Below are 16,866 nucleotides of genomic sequence, written 5' to 3'. Positions count from 1 at the left end.
TTAGCCTCCGATCATCACCGTAAAGTCGCCCAACACGATACTGCCGCCGTGCGCGGTCGAGTCACCGATCCGGGCCGCAGGCATCCCACCGATTAAAACCGTTGCTGAACCCGCCACAATCGTATCCGGTGGGCCCACACATACCAGCATGTCACCGATACGTGCAGCCGGCAGCCCGCCGATCAGAACCGTCGGACAACCCGGTCCGGTGATCGGCCCACCGACATGAGGCACCGGTGGAATACCGGGCGTCACCATTGGGCATTGATGAAAATCCGTCAATCTTGCTGCAGGTGGCATGGCTTACTCCTTGTGAGTCATGTTGTGCTGAATCACCGACTGTTGATCACAGGCATTGATTGATCAGCACCTTTGTTTCAAACCATTAGTTAATCATGATAATGCCGCCTTTGAGCGTCAGTTCAGCACCTCCCTGAACCTCGGCGGTGGCACTCCCTTTGGCGCTAAACTGCATATCGGCACTGGCATTGACGTTCATGCCGGAAACTTTGACATCCCCTGCCGAGGCTTCGACAGTGACCCCGGTTTGTCCTTTAATCGTGACATTCTGATCCGCCTGAATGGTAATACTGGCCGGACTTTTCATCTCAATGCCAGATGAGGACATCACCAGTGAATTACTGTTCTGATCCTGAATTGAGATTTTCTGGTCTTGATCACTGAGCGTGATGACATTGTTGTTTTTGGTGGTTATCGTCATGACACTGTTCTGGTCATCGAACACAATGCGTAGCTCACTTTTGGTCACAATCGCTTTCTTCGTATTCTCCGCATCCGGAGAAAGCTCGCTGTATGGTTTACGGTTCTCACTGTACACACTGCCCAAAATGACCGGAAAACGCGGGTCCTGATTGAGAAAACCGACGATGACTTCATCCCCGACTTCCGGCAAAAAGAAAGCACCAAACCCGCTACTGGCGTAGAAATTGGTCAGACGTGCCCACAAACCTTTCCCGCTATCATTGAACAACGGCAGCTCAATCAGAACCCGATAAGCGTTGTCCGGATCCTGATCGATCTGTTTCACCGTGGCATTGAACAGCCCGTCAATCCCCGGTAACAATCCGGCGGCTGGCGGTGCCATCACATCGTGTTCTTGCACAAACCAGAACGGAGAGAGGCCGACATCAGCGGTGGTAAACCAGTTCCCATCGGCATAGTCGTGTTCAATACCAGAGACGAAGTGGTCACCGTCAAAACGACTGCCCATACCATCAATGGTCAGATAATGACCGACGGAGACACTGGCATCGCCCTGAAAACGGACTTCTCCGGTAATTTTCGCCAGTTCGCTTTTCAGCATTTGAGCTTTTGCCCACTGGGTCAGATTATCTTCAGCAACGGCGGCAGTGGTCTGCAACTCAAAGTCAGACAGTCCCACCACTTGCGACAAAGTCTTACTGCTCAGGTTACCCGGCCCGCTCAGGTTATTACTGGCTGATTCAGAGATCAGTTTCTGATTTTTATAATCCCAGGCACTGGACTTCACGCTCGCCAGTTGGGTAACCGCATCTAGCTGTGCATTAAAATGATAGAGATTATCGCCATAGGTCACAGTAAGAACCGCGCTGGTTTGTGCCGTCGGAGAGAAAACCGAGACTTTGCCACTATCGGTTGATACGACCAGACTGTTGACTTCAGCCCGGCTCAGCAGAAAATCCCAATCACTGGTGTAGTATTGAACCAATTCCGGCAGCGTGACGGAGGTGCCGGTCACATCGGCACTCAACCCACTGTACTGACCGATCAGCGTTGACATCACCTCACTGTCGGTCTGATTCTGATAGGCCGAACTTTTGCGCCCGACGGTCATTTGAATGGCCTTATCCCGACACTCCACCCGTAACATCGGTCCCACCCCCGGATTCACATGGAGTGACTGCTTGGTCACAATACCGGAGAAAACTTTGTTATTGGTGCCTTCATAACCGAGGTTAATGACGATCTCAGCACCGGGGACAAAGGTATCCGATGCACTGATCTGAAAGGTTTCGGCCGAAGGATTACCATCGAGTATTTCTAACGTTGCCCGGCCAATGCGGTTCAGATGCTGCTGCACCTGAATACGATGCACCTGATAATCACCGGGGATGGAACTGCCATTGGTTGTAATCTCCATCGTCGCTACAGCACCATTTGGCTCACTGCTCATGACTCACCTCCGCGTTTTAAAGGTGGCACCACAATCTGGCTTCCCGCGGACAGGTGACGAAATTTATCCAGTTGATTAAACGCTGCAAGTTGCACATAAAGGTTCGGATGACGATAAATCTGTTGGCTGATCTGCGGCAGGCTGTCACCATCGACGACTGACACCAAATGCGTCAGATCCGGTGACTGTTTATCTTCTTCCTGTGCGGCGGTGGCCGGATCGAGGTAAGAAGTAAAACGCAAAGAGATTTTGGCCCGCAGTGCCGTACCATCCGGCTTGAAATAGGTATAGCTGGTATCCATACCGGTCAGAACACCTTTGAATGACAACCCCTGCCCCCAATAAACCGCAACATAGTTAGGACGGTGAATACTGCCCTGGTAGTCATAGACAACATTTTTGAGCTGTTTGATTTCCTGCGGCATATTCGTCCGGGAACTATCTACCACACCACTACAGTCAATCACCAGATCAAAACTTAGCCGTTCTCCCGGTGTTGAACGATATTTCGGTGAGCTTTTCCCGGCATCGGGTGCCTGCTCCTCGTTATAATTCACACCCCGATCAATCTTGAGCGATTCCGGATTCAACATCACCACGTATTCTCCTGCTTTGCTGGAGAATTTTTCGTCGCTGTAGGCAACTATCCGCATTTTCTTCAATCCACTCATTCATCCGCCTCAGTGTTATCCGGTTTCTTCATTTGACTTCACCGCTCCAATGGCGAGTTTCGAGTGTAATGGCGCAGCTGCTTCAGACACTCCTGAATGATGTGCTGTTTCAGCGCATGCAACTGCTGTTCACTCATGGTGTCCTGCACTAATTCTTCCGGCTGGCTCCGAATCTCGGTTTTGATGACCAATTCCCGTATTTCTACCGGCATAGATATTCTCCCTAGCTAAACAAACCTATCTGTGATTCCCGGCTGTCATCGATCTCGAAATATTGGTAAGCAAATTCCAGTGTTTCGATAAACACTTCGCTCTCCTGAGATTTCAGATCGCTGGCAGACCACTTCACCGGATAGGCGCAAACAAAACTCCAGCTCATGCTGACATCACCGTTTTCATTCAATAACTGAACTTTGATGTCTTTGGTTTGAATCGCAGTCGCCAGCCCGTTATCCAGCGTATCTTTCACCCAATCAATCAGTGAGGATTCCGCAGAGGTGATCCCCCGTTTTAAAACCAGATTCTGAAACGTGGCGACGGTGGGAAGCCGGTACTTAAACCGGTTTTCGCCACCGCATACCACATCTTCCGTTCCCAGTTCTTTGCTGAGCCCCGATACTTCCTGAAAGGCAACATCACTACTGCTCGTGCCGGGAACGGAAACCCGAAAATAAAAACTGGTCTGAAGAGAATCAGTCATCGTAGTGCCATTCCGTATTCATCTCCTTGTGAACCATGTCCTTATAAACCATGACTTTATGAATCACTTTCTTTATGAACCACTTTCTTTATGAACCATTCGTGACGATCAACTGCTCATGCGCAATTTCCAGCGTGTCGACCGCAACTTCATTGGCATCCGATTTCAGGTCAGTTCCGGTGATTTTGGTCGGCCATGCATTATTCAGTTGCCACTGCATCGTCACCGCACCATTCTCATCAAGCAGTTTGATCAGTACGGTTCGCCGCTTAATGGTGTTCATCTTGATTTCGTCCATCCATTTCCAGAAGTTGTTGTCATTGACAAATACTCCCCGCTTCATGGTGACATTGTTGTATTTCGCGATACCCGGCATTTTGATAGTCGAGAATAACGTGCTGTTGCTGTGACGATATTCAATCACCTGTACTTCCTTATCCATCCCGGATACTTCCTGAAATGCGACACCTTTGAGTTCCGAGCCCAAATCAACTTCGAACCGGAATTTCGGCATGGGCCACGTGCTGCCTTCTTTGCTGCCGTCATCTGCCATGATGTTTCCCCTTATATTTATTCAGTCCCGATCAGTTCACTGACCGATCGATTCAATCACAAGCATTTCGTCATGAACCGTGTCTGCTGAAGCCGACATCAGCCATGTAAAGACAAACTGGCTTAGCCAGACTTCGCCATTTCCTGCTCAAAGGTGATCACAATAAATTCTGCCGGACGCACGACTGCGACAAGAACCGTCACTTTCAGGAATCCATTGAGAATGTCTTCTGCGGTCATGGTTGAACCTAATCCGCAACTGACCTGAAAAGCATCGGATGCTTTGGCTCCTTGCAGGCCGCCTTCTTTCCAGATATTGGTCAGAAAACTACTGATCTCACTTTTCACCGCAGCCCACGTATTGGCAGTATTCGGTTCGAAAACATAGGCGCGGGCGGCTAATTTGACCGACTGCTCTAAGAACGTCATGGTGCGACGCACGGAAACGTAGCGCCAGTCCTGACTATTGCCATCGAGCGTTCTTGCTCCCCACACTAAAATGCCCTGACCATTGAAAAAACGAATCGCATTGATCGATTTACCGGAGACCGCATCCACATTCAGATCAGCCTGCTGAGAATCAGTCAGACGAATCGGCAGATGGGCAGCACCGACAATGCTGGTGTTCGCAGGGGCGTGCCAGACACCATTTTCATTGTCATTGACGGTATATACCCCGGCCATACCACCACTCGGTGGTAATATATTGGCATCGGACAATACATGTTTGATGATTTGACTGTACGTTTTCGACGCATTCAGCAACGCAGAATTCAGTTGTGAATGAGTCAGCGGATTAGCCGGCGGTTTCTCAATCATGCCAATAATTTGCTCAACGGCAGCGTTCGGTGCAGCAGGCGGATTGAGCAATGCACTCAGCTGTTTGGTATCGCCGCCAAACAGATTGGTAAAGTTGATATCGGCATTCTGCATAATCGTCGTGCCGATAAACGGATAGTAAGCAGCCCCAAACTTCAGCCCGTTACTGCCGGTATTATTGCGAAATGTCTCGATATCATTGGTATACATGATCGGATCAGGCGCGTTGCCGCCAATGATGTCGAACAGACAGACCGCGGTTTGCATCTCTTCCGCCTGTAATAACATTTCCTGCATCAAGGTACCGTTATTATCCACGGAGAGCAGAGTTGCTTCCGGGCAGATATACATGGTTGGTTCCTGCTCGTTTTTCAGCAGTGCCAGTCCCCGTTTCAAATCGGCCAACTGAACGTTCGGATTGACAATCTGGGCACCGACATCCCCCGGTTTACCGCTTGGCTGGCCATAAGTTCCCACCGAAACGATGTAACAGTCTCCACCGCCATTTTGAAAAAACAGGCGAATGCTGTTGTAGAGGTAATAAATGGTATTCGGATCCGGGACAATCGAATAATAACTCCCGCTGATCATCAGGTAATCCCCTTTGGCCGGCTGTTCTTTTTGCTCAACCAAATAATATTCGGGGCTATATTGAGCTGAGGGATCGGCCGGCGGCGCTGGGTTTGGCTTCATGTAGATAGCTTGAAATTCAGCAAACGATGTAATTTTTTGCGGCCGGTTATAATAAGATTTCCCCTGATATTCAGCTGCCGGGGTATAGCCAATAAACGCGGGTACGGCAGTTGCCACCGGCACCACTGAATTCGGAAATGCATTGACTTCATCAATGTACACTCCCGGTGTTTTGATATTGGACGTTATCATGTCATGGTTCGCCTTTCGTTCATGTAGTGAAAATGTTTCCGCTCTCCTGCTCTGTCATAACGGCACAGCAATTTTTCGTCCGGTCATTTTTTGTCCGGTAAAGAGAGCACCACCAACATCGGCCAAAACTAAATACTGCTGTCGCCTTTGCTGTAAAACCTGTATCCAAAGATACAAATGCTTTGATCAAAACAACCTGTTTTCCTGTACTGACGGGTTACCTGATGATGACATCCCCGAACAACAAACGACTCAAAGATAGACATACATGACTGAAACCAGATCCCCCTTCTCTTGCGCTTGTTCCACGTGAAACTGATTGGTGCCCGGTGTCGGTAAAGCCGGCAAAATCGTCCGTTGAATCGATTGACCGGTCTGGGCATCAATTACCTGTTTGTCGATGAGCTTAAACCGTTGTGACGGTACCTGAGCCAACGGCAAAGACTGTGAACCGCTGCTCATCCGCCAACCTAATTCTCCGGTCGCTGTCTCATAGCGGGTGGGTGCCGGAAACTCAAACGTTCCGGATTCATCAATCACTTGCGGCTGATGAAGTTTCAGCTGACCCCGTTGAATCATTCGATATTCCCAACGCGAAGTACGGCTCTGTAATGAGATCGTATAGTGCGCATACGTTGTCAGCGCCGCCGGATAAAACAGCACTTCAGCCACCGCACCATCCGGTGCATGATCAAAAGGCACATGTCCCATCACAAGATTGACCGAATCTGGCTGCGCTTCATCTTGACGCCCGGCGATAATCTGCCGGTTATCGTAATGCAACAATCCCTGCCAGTTAGTCGGTAAATCGGTCAGCATGACAAAGTTGTCCAGCGGCTGGCAGATCCAAAACCGCAAAGGGTGGCCATCGGCCAACAGCGCTAACCCGTCTAAAACAGCAGGTCGTCCCGAGGTCGCAAATCCATACATTGACCAACAATTGAGATTGGATGTCAGTTGCAGCTGAAAACGAGACATCCAGCCCCGGGTTGGCGTATCCGGAATCAACCGCGCATTCAACCACTGGCTTTGGCGGAAATACTGATGCTGAAGTTGCAACGAGAACAGCATAAACATCAGGGCGTCGCCTCATTATCCATTTGCTGAACCCGGGCAGCTTCACCTGTAATTTGATCGGCCTGAACCGTCACATGCCGAACCTTATAAATAATTGAAGGCTGATATTTAGCCCCGAGTGCACTCCATAAGTTATGGGTGCGTTCGTAAGGAGAGTTTTCAATTTCAAACTGAAGTTGATCCAGAGATGAAGGCATGTCAGGAAATAACTGAGCGGTCATGGTGGGGTGCGCTTGAAAGAAAGCGATGGTTGCCGATAGAAATTTGAGGGCTTCACCATAGACGTCAAAGTGAGCGGTCATCAGGATATCGAGATTAAAGCGGATCGCGGGCTGAACTTGCTGAGCCGTCTTGGTCGAATAATCAGGGCGAATCCCGCCATAAAACTGCTTCGCGGTTTCATGCTCAAGATTAATCAGTGTCAGCACCATTTTATTCTGATTACTGAGCGGCACCGCCCCGCCGGATTCCACCAGATGATTCAAAATTGCCGGCTCACCATCGACACCAAATTGATGGCTCAGTTGTCGGCTCAAGACTGTCCTGACATAGTTCAATGCTTCATCGATCACTTGAACATCCTTATTCAAGATGGAAAATACGTCACATGATCATGGCGGCATATTCCCCAAGAATATGTTTAAATATGCCGATTGAGGTGAAAGCATCTACTACATCTACTAAAGAGTCAGAACACTGAAATCGACGAAGAATCAATGTATAAACTTCATTTATGAAACCTAGCACAGTGCTACGTTTTTTCAAATTTGTGTTTATTTTTTTGCTACAGAACCATTAGTCGATGGAACCACACTTTGATTACTTCTACACTCAGGATCAGGGGTTGACTGACTCCAAATCATTGACTGAAACAGAGGTCCTAACAAAGGAGGAAGTGATGGCTGGCCAACGTCATATCGCAATCGCAGGTGCATCAGGTCTGGTTGGCAATTTGATTTTACGCAATGCACTCGATGATCCGTCGATCGGAGAAGTTCATGTGTTATGTCGTCACCCCGTAAAAATCAGTCACCCAAAACTATTGGAACATCAGGTTGATTTTCAATTGATTCCTCCCTTGCCTGCAATCAACGAAGTCTATCTGGCGGTCGGGACGACCATGCATCAAGCTGGCAGCCGGGCTGCATTTCGGGCGGTTGATTTGGCGATCAATTTAGCGGTCGCGCAAGCTGCCCTTGCTGCCGGCGCACAACGCATCGGGCTGGTCAGTGCCATGGCAGCGAATCCAAAATCACCGTTTTTCTACAATCGCGTCAAAGGCGAACTGGAACAAGCTTTAACGACACTTTCTCCGGAGGGTCTGGTTATCGCTCGCCCGTCGATGCTACTGGGGGATCGGCAAGCACTGGGACAACCGGTGCGTCTGAGTGAAACGCTTACAAAATATGTCAGTCAAGCTGTCAGGCCACTCATCCCACAAAACTACCGTCCTATTGAGGCACAAAAAGTGGCGCGGGCCCTGTTGAGTCATGTTCCCACCGCTGACCGGACAATCATTTTACGCTCCGGTGAGATGCAGACAGCTTGATGCACCAATGAAATTGCTCCCCATCATTAACGGCTTGAGTGGAATAATACTCAATCCGGATAAAAATATGGCAAACAAGACATGAATAATATATATGAACCTAATTAAAACTTATAAATCATAATGTTAGTTGTTGATAAATTAATCGTCTTTAGATAACATTCCGCTTTCTATTAAATAGGTTGGTAATCAACATGGCTCAATACAAAGAATATAAAGTGGTTCACATCGTAGAAGGTGGTTGCGGGACAATTTTACTTGGTTCAAGCGGCTTGCCTGTGCAAAAAATGGAAGCAGATCTGAACAAGTATGCCGCCGATGGCTGGCAAGTTGTCTTTCAGGTCATTGAACAGAAACGCTTTATGCTGTTCTGGAAACGTGAAGCGATTCTGCTGACGTTAGGCCGCTAATTTGCTGAAGTTTATTTCTCTGCATTTGATCCGCCTTTACCAACGTAATGGCGGTTCTAAACAATTACTCAATATTGAATGTAACTTCGAACCAACCTGCTCGGAATACACCAAACAATGCATTGAGAAATACGGTGCACGAAAAGGGTGGAAACTCGGACTTGCCCGCATCAGACGTTGTAATCAGCCGGATTTGGTCGAAAAAATTTATGACGAGGTGCCATAATGAGTTCCCCGATGAACTGGCTTGAGCCCCAAGAACAACTCGAAGCCAGAGAAGAACAACTCCGAAATCAGATCAACGCGCTGTCCGATGCCGAAAGAAAAGCCTTTTATCATGAGCAGTCCAAGCTCATCAAAGATCCCGATAATTACGCGGTACTCAACTATTTCTTTCTCGGTGGTGTGCACCATCTGTATCTTGGCAGATATAAACGTTTTATCGCTGAACTAGTTCTGCTGATCATTGCAATTTCGAGTTTTATTCTCGGTGCCAACGGGTTGGGCGTCCTGATTCTGATCGCTTTATGTGGTTATGAACTTCCTCAGTTATTCCTCTCTCAGAAAATTGTCCGTCAGTACAACGAAGCCATCTCCAGAGAACTCTACGAGCAGATTATCCATAGCGGTTCACCGCATCGCAATCACCACTGAGTACACTGCTGTTGTTTAAGTTTAAGATTAGTTAGAGTCGGTACGTTCAGCTGAATTATTGGAAACCCAGAACACCACAGGTTTCCAACTTTTTCTTACTCGGTCGTTATACTAAGATCCCAGGCTGCTCAATTCTGTCCATGAGTATTTAAACATTTACTTCATTTTTTGATATCAATTGTAATAGCAACCAGCATCCTTTTTTCATATCTTATTATTTTGAATACAGTTCCATTGCGGCTGCGGTGGCCTGCCCTGCAACGATTGGTGCACGGTGTTTAATAAGAATTGCTTCCAGACCCGCAAGTGTTGCCAGAACACACGCCTGACGAGCGTTATAACCCATCGTACCGATACGCCAGATTTTTCCGGCCAGCGGACCAAACGATGTCCCGATTTCGATGCCGAAACGCTGTAACAACTCTGAGCGAATTGCATCACCATCCACTCGTTCCGGGATATAGACACCCACAACATTGTTCATTTTGAAGTCTTGCTGACCGAACAGTTTCAGTCCCATTGCGGTAAGGCCCTGAGCCATTGCATCACCGGCAATCTTGTGGCGAGCGATAACATTATCCGCGCCTTCTTCAAGGAAAATACGCGCGCACTCTCTAGCCGCATACAGCATGCTTGTCGCTTCAGTATGGTGGTTCAAACGTTCCGGTCCCCAGTAATCCATAATCATCGCTAAATCAAAATAGTTGGAACGGATAATTTCATCTTCGCCCGCTTTATGGTGTGCAGCCTTGATACCGGCTTCGACATGTTTTCTTCGGTTAATGACCTCAACAGCAGCCTCACTAAGTGTGATAGGTGCCGTCCCCGAAGGCCCGCCCAGACATTTTTGCAGACCGGCAGAAACCGCATCCAGATGCCATTCGTCCACCTTAAGATCGTTTCCTGCAATAGAGGCTGTTGCATCGCAATAAAACAGTACACCATGACGTTTACAAACTTCACCCAGTTCTTCCAGAGGCTGGTTCATAGTGGTAGAAGTGTCGCCTTGCACGGTCGCTAATAACTTAGGTTTGAACTGTTTGATCTCTTGTTCGATACGTTCGGCAGAAGCGACTTCACCCCACTCAAAGTCAACCTTACGTACCTGAGCACCAACACGTTCAGCAATTTCACACAGAAGATAGCCAAAACGACCAATCACCGGGATGAGCACTTTATCGCCTGGCTTTAAGATGGAAACTAAGACGGCTTCAATACCAGAACGTGCCGTTCCGTCAACAAGCATCGTCTGCTGGTTCTGAGTTTCAAATACGCCACGATATAGCGACTGAACCTGATTCATATATCCCGTCATCACTGGGTCATACTGACCAATAAGCGCTGACGACAACGCCTGATGTACCCGTGGATAAGCATTGATTGGTCCCGGTCCCATCAGCAAGCGTTGCGGTGGATTTAATGTCTCAAATAATTGTTTAGTTTCCATTGTCTTCTCCATGTATACCCAGGCCATCACTACGAGGATCGCTGGCAGCTATCGCATTTCCATTGCGCTCCATCACAATCGCACCAGCGTGCCCCATTAATTCACTGTTGTCCGGTACAGAGGTGATGTCATGTCCTTTCTGGAGCAGCTCATCACCCAATACTTTAAATAATTGGTTTTCTAATCTTAATTGGTTGGTATCATCACCCCAGGTTCGCCCAAGTAGCCAACGGGGTTCGGCAATCGACTGAGCCAGAGCCTTATCCTGATACACAAAGCGAGTAAACAGACATGCCTGTGTCTGAGGCTGCCCTTCTCCACCCATGGTTCCATAAACAATACGTCTACCATCATTAAGCTCGGCATAAGCGGGATTTAAGGTGTGAAACGGTTTTTTCCTTGGCTCCAGACTGTTCAGATGAGCCGGATCCAGAGAGAAACTTTTTGCCCGGTTATTCCAGACAATCCCTGTATTGGGCAGTACCGCACCGGAACCAAACTCCCAGTACACACTCTGTATAAAACTCACCATGGTGCCGTACTGATCCGTCGCGCCCATCCAGACCGTATCGCCCGGCTTTGCCACTTTCGGCCACGGCATCGCCACGGACATATCAACCTGCTGTGCAAGAGAATCCACTACCGAATCTTCCAGCCAGAAACGCAATGATTTTGCCAAGTGTGCAGGGTCGGTAATTTCACTATCCCGGACCAGAAACGCCTGTTTTGTCGCTTCCACCAGCAGGTGAACATGATCGGCTTCACACGTCACTTTATCCGCCAGACGATCGTATATGGCTAATATCAACAGCGAAGCCAATCCCTGCGTCGGGGCATCATGGTTGTATAAACGTCCCTTGCCGGTTTCAACACTCAGGGGCTCGCCGACAGAAGCCTGATAGGCCTGCAAATCGGATAAAGTAATCGGACTGCCCAGATTTTTCAGGTCTGCAGCGATCTGCTGCGCCAGTTCCCCGCGGTAAAAGTCATCCAGACCACGTTCAGCTAACTGCTCAAAAGTGTCTGCTAAACGGAGATTTTGTACACTCTCTCCGATCTTCAGTACTGCCCCTGCTTTGAGGAAAACATCTCTGAAACTTTTCAGTTGATGTAAACGCTCATAGGTTTTCATGCTGGCATCGTGCAGACTGTTTGTCACCTCAATGCCATCTCGTGCCGCATTGATCGCAGGCTCCAGCAACAGATGTAACGGTAAATGACCTGAGTTGATCTGCAGCGCTTTATCCCACGCTGAAATCGTTCCGGCAACGGTAACTGCAGCTTCACCTCCGCTTGAAGGAAGCCCATCACCCAGATTTTTGTAGTAACCAATCGTTGCTTTCTCAGCAGCAAAGCCACAACCATCGATTGCCACAGGAGCTTTATCTTTTTCGCAGATAAGCCAGAAGCTGTCGCCACCAATACTGTTCATATGTGGGTACTGAACAGACACCATCGCAGCCGCAGCCACCATTGCCTCACTCGCCGTTCCACCGGTTTTCAGAATATCTAATCCAACTTGCGCTGCCTCACGGTGAGGAGCCGTAAAGGCTATCTGATGCTTCATAGCCCCTCCTTGTCATGAACCAATAGTAAAGCCATATTGAGAAGCGATAGCTCGCTGTCAGGCAATCCAAGGATAGAAACACCACAAGGGCCTTCAGGCTGATTCAGCACTGGTATATGCAGTTGAGGACACCCGGACAATCCGGCAATCGCTGTCAGCCCCATCAGTTGTGGACGATACTGAGCGAGTTCATCCGCAGTAGTAGAAAGCTTGGGTGGTCCTGCCGGCGTCGTAGGTAAAATGATTGAGCCGCCACACTCTTTCAGTAACGCAATTAACAAATCACGGAATTCCGCTTGCTTCTGAATACCTTGGTCATATTGTTCTGGCGTAATATTTCTAGCCCACCGAACACGCTCAGCAATAGCCGGGTCAAGCGCCTCTTCATATTCGTCCAGCCACTCTCCATGACCCTGAATGATTTCGAATCCCTGAATGGTACGAAATAACTCACTCAGAGCAGCAAAATTGCTGAACAGCCCTTTATCATCGACCTCAAAAACAGACAAACCCGACTGTTCTGCCGCTGTGGTGACCCGGTGAATTCGCGATAGGTAGTGTGGTGCTTTCAGAGAGCTGACAAGGTTCAGAACACCCCCCCTGATATCAACGTGCTTCTCGGTCAGCGCCTGATACACTTTTTTCAGTATCGGCAACTCGCGTGCGAATAAACCAGCCGTATCAAAACTCTTAGAGAGTTCAAATGCATAATCGAGAGAAAATTTACCCAGTGTCGGACGCAAACCGTAAATACCGCAATAACTGGCTGGCACACGAACCGAACCTCCGGTATCTGTCCCGATAGCAAAATCGGCCTCACCTCTGGCAACAGCAACGGCAGAACCACTAGATGATCCGCCCGGTATACTGTCTTCCGCTTTTGGGTTAACCGGCGTGCCATAATGAACATTCTGCCCGTTCAGGCTGTAAGCCAGTTCATCCGTTTGTACTCTTCCAATACACACCGCCCCCTGAGCTAGAAGCTCTGTAATCAGAGTGGACGTACCCGTTGCCGGTGCATGGTTGCTCAACCAGGTCGGGTTACCCGCCCCAGTGACATAGCCTTTAACATCAAACAGATCTTTGAAAACAAAACGTAATCCGGTCAGATTGCCGAATCCAGCCGGTAGCAGCTCGTCTGGTCCTTGTTCACAATAAACAGTGCGATCTACATCATTCATAACCATTCCTTATGCATGCGTCTCAACGGCAGAAGACAAAGCAGCCTCCTGACTTGCATAACGGTTCGCCAAGATAGCGCAGTAGAAAATCTGAATTGGGTGATAAAGCATAATGGGCAGAAGAATCATGCCCAGGTTAGGATCGGCGCCAAAGATGACTTTTGCCATTGGCACACCAGCAGCTAATGTCTTTTTCGTACCACAGAATACCGCTGCAACTTCGTCTTTTCTCTCAAAACGAACTACTTTTCGAGCACCCCACTGAATCAAATGGACCATAATCAGCAGAACTACACAGCAAATTGCAATACATACTGCTAACAAACCTACCGAGAAATCACTCCAGATATGGTTTGCGACTGAATCACAAAACGCATTATAGACAATGAGAATAATGACGTACTTGTCAATTATGTTCACGACTGCTTTGTGTTGGTTAACAAAGCTCACCAGTAACGGACGTAATAACTGTCCTGCAATCATGGGTAGTAGCAGCAACTTCGCAATAGAAACTACTGAGCCCAGCAGATCCAGCTCTGCCCCTTCAAATCCCATAAATAACTGGATAAACAGAGGCGTAACAAATATCCCTAAGATACTGGATAAGGAGGCGTTAAAAATAGCACCCGGGACATTTCCTTTCCCGACACTTGTCATCGCAACCGAAGAGGAAATGGTACTTGGTAATACAAAAAGGTAGCAAAAGCCGAAGGCCAACGCCGCCGGCATAAACATGAGGAATGTATCACCCAGTGACAACCATAAAGCCGGATACTGCAAGAAAGTAGCGCACTGGATATAGATGTGCAGCCTCCAGTTGCTCACACCCGCTTTAATTGCTGCAGGAGAAAGCCCAAGTCCATGTAAGAAAAAGACAATGGCAACACCAATGCCCGTTAGCTTATCTAAATGGATAAGACCGTCCGTTTTACCAACGGTTTCGGAAATGGTCGCTAATAGAATGGCGCTTACTAATCCCAATAAAAACCACTCTTTTTTTAATTTATTTACAACACTCATCATTTTTCCTTTATTCCAAATCACCAATCGAGCGATAGTTGGAACTAATTGACTGGCTATCGTTTTAAAGCTTGCTCGTTTAAAAGCAGAAAGGTCTCATTTGCAACGTAGGAAATTAGGCGTAAGTACGGCGTAGCCGTCAAAGGGAATTCGCAATTCACTAAGTAATAAGTGACCCCTTCAGGAAGATCTCCTGAAGGATTCACAGTTTTATGCAAACAGTCTTTGGTTCAACCAGGGACTAGACTTAATGTGTAATAATCTGACTAAGGAAATCTTTTGCACGCAGAGTTCTTGGCGATTCAAAAAACTCTTCGCTCGGCACATCTTCAATGATTTCACCCGCATCCATAAAAATAATCCGATCGGCAATTTTTCTGGCGAAGCCCAGCTCATGAGTAACGCAGCACATCGTCATGCCTTCTTCAGCAAGTTCTGCCATAACATTCAGCACTTCAGAAACCATTTCAGGATCAAGTGCGGAAGTTGGTTCATCAAATAACATGGCTTTAGGATCCATTGCCAGTGCTCTGGCAATGGCGACTCGTTGTTGCTGTCCGCCCGAAAGCTGAATCGGATACTTATGACTGTGCATTTTCAGACCGACCCGTTCAAGTAACTGTAGTGCTTTCTCTTTTGCCTCTTCTTTTGAACGTTTCAGGATATATGTCTGAGGCACCATCAGATTTTCCATCACACTCAGATGAGGGAAAAGCTCAAACGACTGAAATACCATTCCGACCTGTTGTCTCAATATCGGCAGATGGGTGTTTTTATCGCTCAGTAAAACGCCGTCGACATCGATTTCCCCTTTCTGAAAAGGTTCCAGAGCATTAATACATTTGATCAGAGTTGATTTGCCCGATCCGGAAGGACCGCAGATCACAACAACTTCGCCATCATTAATGTCTAATGAGCAATTTTTTAATACTGGTACATTTCCGTATGCTTTATGTAATTTAGAAATACTGATCATTACTTTTTCTCCATCATAGATAACAAACTGTATGTGACGACATGAGTTGCACCACGGAGGTCATCTAAGTGAACCCGCTCATTGGCGCGGTGACCATTAGCTTCGATATAAGAATGTGGACCAGCACCATACATAATCGTCGGGATACCCGCACAACTGTATAACCGAGCATCGGTATAAAGAGGCAACCCAACCAGAGGAATATCTTCTTTAAAAACAGTCCGTGCTTTTTCCTGAAAGATACGTGCAAATTGTTTACTTTCTGGGGTCGACGTAAAAGGACGCGAGAGCAGGATAGTTTTTGGTGTCATGGTAATCCCTTCACACTGCTCTTCTACTCCGGCAATCAGAGCTTTCAGCTCGGCTTCGACGGCTTCAGGCGATTCTTCCGGGATCATACGACGGTCAAGACGAAGTACCATATTGTCAGACACTACGTTGGTATTAATTCCCCCTTCAATTAATCCGATTACCATGGTAGGAGAATCGATGCCATCCACGTCGGAATGAATATCTTTTAGTGTATCCCGGTATTCATACAGTGCCGTCATCAGTTTATTCCCGGCTGCAATCGCGTCATAGCCGGTATGCGGGAAAGCGGCATGAGCCGACTTGCCTTCCACCTTAATTTCTAGGTGTAGGCAACCGTTATGGTCAGTTACAACAAAATAACTTAACGCTGCACATACCACGTAATCTGGTTTCGATACGCCAGTATCTATCAACCAACCCGGACCAGTTGCACCACCGGTTTCTTCATCATAAGTAATATGCAGTTCAACGGTTCCATTTAATTCCACCCCGCTGTTCTTCAGTGCCAGTAGAGCGTAGGTATAAGTGGCGATATCGGATTTAGAGACTGCCGCTCCTCTGCCATAAAGAAAGCCATCTTCGATTTCGGCCCCATACGGGTCTTTGGTCCAGCCTCCACCTGGGGGGACCACATCTCCATGGGCATTCAGTGCAATCACCGGGCCCGGGCCAAAGGAGTAGCGGACAATCAGATTGGTTGCACTTATCATTCCGGCCGCTTCCACTATATTTTGCGGAACTTCGTGTATCTCGACATCCAGACCCGCTTCTTCAAGTAATTTGGCGGTTACCATGGCATGCGGAGCACAATCACCCGGAGGGTTATCTGATGGGGTCTGAACTAATTTTTTTAACATTTCAACCTGGTCTGGA

19 protein-coding genes are annotated in these 16,866 nt (G+C 47.9%); 4 read left to right on the top strand and 15 right to left on the bottom strand.

Annotated features, from left to right (window positions below):
• From AC55NX_RS06415 to AC55NX_RS06375, 9 genes are all read right to left on the bottom strand, one after another.
• On the bottom strand, nt 1–300 hold the full coding sequence (locus tag AC55NX_RS06415) for a PAAR domain-containing protein (RefSeq protein WP_059123105.1): 300 nt from the start codon (nt 298–300) through the stop codon (nt 1–3).
• A gap of 85 nt (nt 301–385) precedes the next feature.
• Nucleotides 386–2,173 (bottom strand): type VI secretion system tip protein VgrG, encoded by a 1,788-nt coding sequence (gene vgrG, locus AC55NX_RS06410; RefSeq protein WP_496994987.1) that lies wholly within the window; start codon nt 2,171–2,173, stop codon nt 386–388.
• Nucleotides 2,170–2,844: a CIS tube protein gene (locus AC55NX_RS06405; RefSeq protein ID WP_197413192.1), complete on the bottom strand. Its 675-nt coding sequence runs from the start codon at nt 2,842–2,844 to the stop codon at nt 2,170–2,172. The genes vgrG and AC55NX_RS06405 overlap by 4 nt, the downstream gene beginning before the upstream one ends.
• A 38-nt stretch (nt 2,845–2,882) precedes the next feature.
• Nucleotides 2,883–3,056, bottom strand: coding sequence for a DUF5908 family protein (locus AC55NX_RS06400; RefSeq protein WP_157372037.1), 174 nt, complete (start codon nt 3,054–3,056; stop codon nt 2,883–2,885).
• Between the two features lie 11 nt (nt 3,057–3,067).
• Nucleotides 3,068–3,544 (bottom strand): phage tail protein, encoded by a 477-nt coding sequence (locus AC55NX_RS06395; protein ID WP_496994986.1) that lies wholly within the window; start codon nt 3,542–3,544, stop codon nt 3,068–3,070.
• Between the two features lie 88 nt (nt 3,545–3,632).
• Nucleotides 3,633–4,097, bottom strand: a complete 465-nt coding sequence (locus AC55NX_RS06390) for a phage tail protein (protein WP_059123109.1) — start codon at nt 4,095–4,097, stop codon at nt 3,633–3,635.
• A 122-nt stretch (nt 4,098–4,219) separates the two neighbouring features.
• The gene (locus AC55NX_RS06385) at nt 4,220–5,800 is read right to left on the bottom strand and encodes a phage tail sheath family protein (RefSeq protein WP_197413193.1); all 1,581 of its coding nucleotides are present in this window, start codon (nt 5,798–5,800) and stop codon (nt 4,220–4,222) included.
• A 252-nt stretch (nt 5,801–6,052) separates the two neighbouring features.
• Nucleotides 6,053–6,877: a hypothetical protein gene (locus AC55NX_RS06380; RefSeq protein WP_496994985.1), complete on the bottom strand. Its 825-nt coding sequence runs from the start codon at nt 6,875–6,877 to the stop codon at nt 6,053–6,055.
• Nucleotides 6,877–7,449: a Pvc16 family protein gene (locus tag AC55NX_RS06375; protein WP_496994984.1), complete on the bottom strand. Its 573-nt coding sequence runs from the start codon at nt 7,447–7,449 to the stop codon at nt 6,877–6,879. Before AC55NX_RS06375 ends, AC55NX_RS06380 begins: the two co-directional genes overlap by 1 nt.
• Before the next feature lie 326 nt (nt 7,450–7,775).
• Between AC55NX_RS06375 and AC55NX_RS06370 the strand changes: the two genes are divergently transcribed.
• The 4 genes from AC55NX_RS06370 (at nt 7,776) to AC55NX_RS06355 (ending at nt 9,490) form a co-directional block, all read left to right on the top strand.
• Entirely contained in the window at nt 7,776–8,426 is a 651-nt protein-coding gene (locus tag AC55NX_RS06370) for a Rossmann-fold NAD(P)-binding domain-containing protein (RefSeq protein WP_496994983.1), read from the top strand.
• Nucleotides 8,427–8,620: 194 nt separating this feature from the next.
• A complete protein-coding gene (locus AC55NX_RS06365) occupies nt 8,621–8,836 on the top strand; it encodes a DUF4177 domain-containing protein (RefSeq protein ID WP_038185369.1) in 216 nt (71 codons plus the stop codon).
• A 1-nt stretch (nt 8,837) separates the two neighbouring features.
• On the top strand, nt 8,838–9,062 hold the full coding sequence (gene yidD, locus AC55NX_RS06360; protein ID WP_496994982.1) for a membrane protein insertion efficiency factor YidD: 225 nt from the start codon (nt 8,838–8,840) through the stop codon (nt 9,060–9,062).
• Nucleotides 9,062–9,490 (top strand): TM2 domain-containing protein, encoded by a 429-nt coding sequence (locus AC55NX_RS06355; RefSeq protein WP_496994981.1) that lies wholly within the window; start codon nt 9,062–9,064, stop codon nt 9,488–9,490. Before yidD ends, AC55NX_RS06355 begins: the two co-directional genes overlap by 1 nt.
• Before the next feature lie 214 nt (nt 9,491–9,704).
• Here AC55NX_RS06355 and AC55NX_RS06350 read toward each other — a convergent pair whose 3' ends face one another.
• The 6 genes from AC55NX_RS06350 to AC55NX_RS06325 form a co-directional block, all read right to left on the bottom strand.
• The gene (locus tag AC55NX_RS06350; protein ID WP_496994980.1) at nt 9,705–10,937 is read right to left on the bottom strand and encodes a pyridoxal-phosphate-dependent aminotransferase family protein; all 1,233 of its coding nucleotides are present in this window, start codon (nt 10,935–10,937) and stop codon (nt 9,705–9,707) included.
• Nucleotides 10,927–12,504, bottom strand: a complete 1,578-nt coding sequence (locus AC55NX_RS06345) for a gamma-glutamyltransferase family protein (protein ID WP_496994979.1) — start codon at nt 12,502–12,504, stop codon at nt 10,927–10,929. Before AC55NX_RS06345 ends, AC55NX_RS06350 begins: the two co-directional genes overlap by 11 nt.
• Complete coding sequence (locus AC55NX_RS06340; protein ID WP_496994978.1) at nt 12,501–13,685, bottom strand: amidase family protein; 1,185 nt, start codon at nt 13,683–13,685, stop codon at nt 12,501–12,503. The genes AC55NX_RS06345 and AC55NX_RS06340 overlap by 4 nt, the downstream gene beginning before the upstream one ends.
• A 9-nt stretch (nt 13,686–13,694) precedes the next feature.
• Complete coding sequence (locus AC55NX_RS06335) at nt 13,695–14,705, bottom strand: bile acid:sodium symporter family protein (RefSeq protein WP_496995075.1); 1,011 nt, start codon at nt 14,703–14,705, stop codon at nt 13,695–13,697.
• Between the two features lie 247 nt (nt 14,706–14,952).
• Entirely contained in the window at nt 14,953–15,681 is a 729-nt protein-coding gene (locus tag AC55NX_RS06330) for an amino acid ABC transporter ATP-binding protein (RefSeq protein WP_496994977.1), read from the bottom strand.
• Nucleotides 15,681–16,850 carry an ArgE/DapE family deacylase gene (locus AC55NX_RS06325; protein WP_496994976.1) on the bottom strand — a complete coding sequence of 390 codons (1,170 nt, stop codon included), beginning with the start codon at nt 16,848–16,850 and terminating at the stop codon, nt 15,681–15,683. The genes AC55NX_RS06330 and AC55NX_RS06325 overlap by 1 nt, the downstream gene beginning before the upstream one ends.
• Nucleotides 16,851–16,866 lie beyond the last annotated feature (16 nt).

The organism is Vibrio rubrogenes (genome assembly GCF_059641415.1).
Note: the sequence above shows the minus strand (reverse complement) of the source record. Positions and strands in the feature narration are given on the sequence as shown.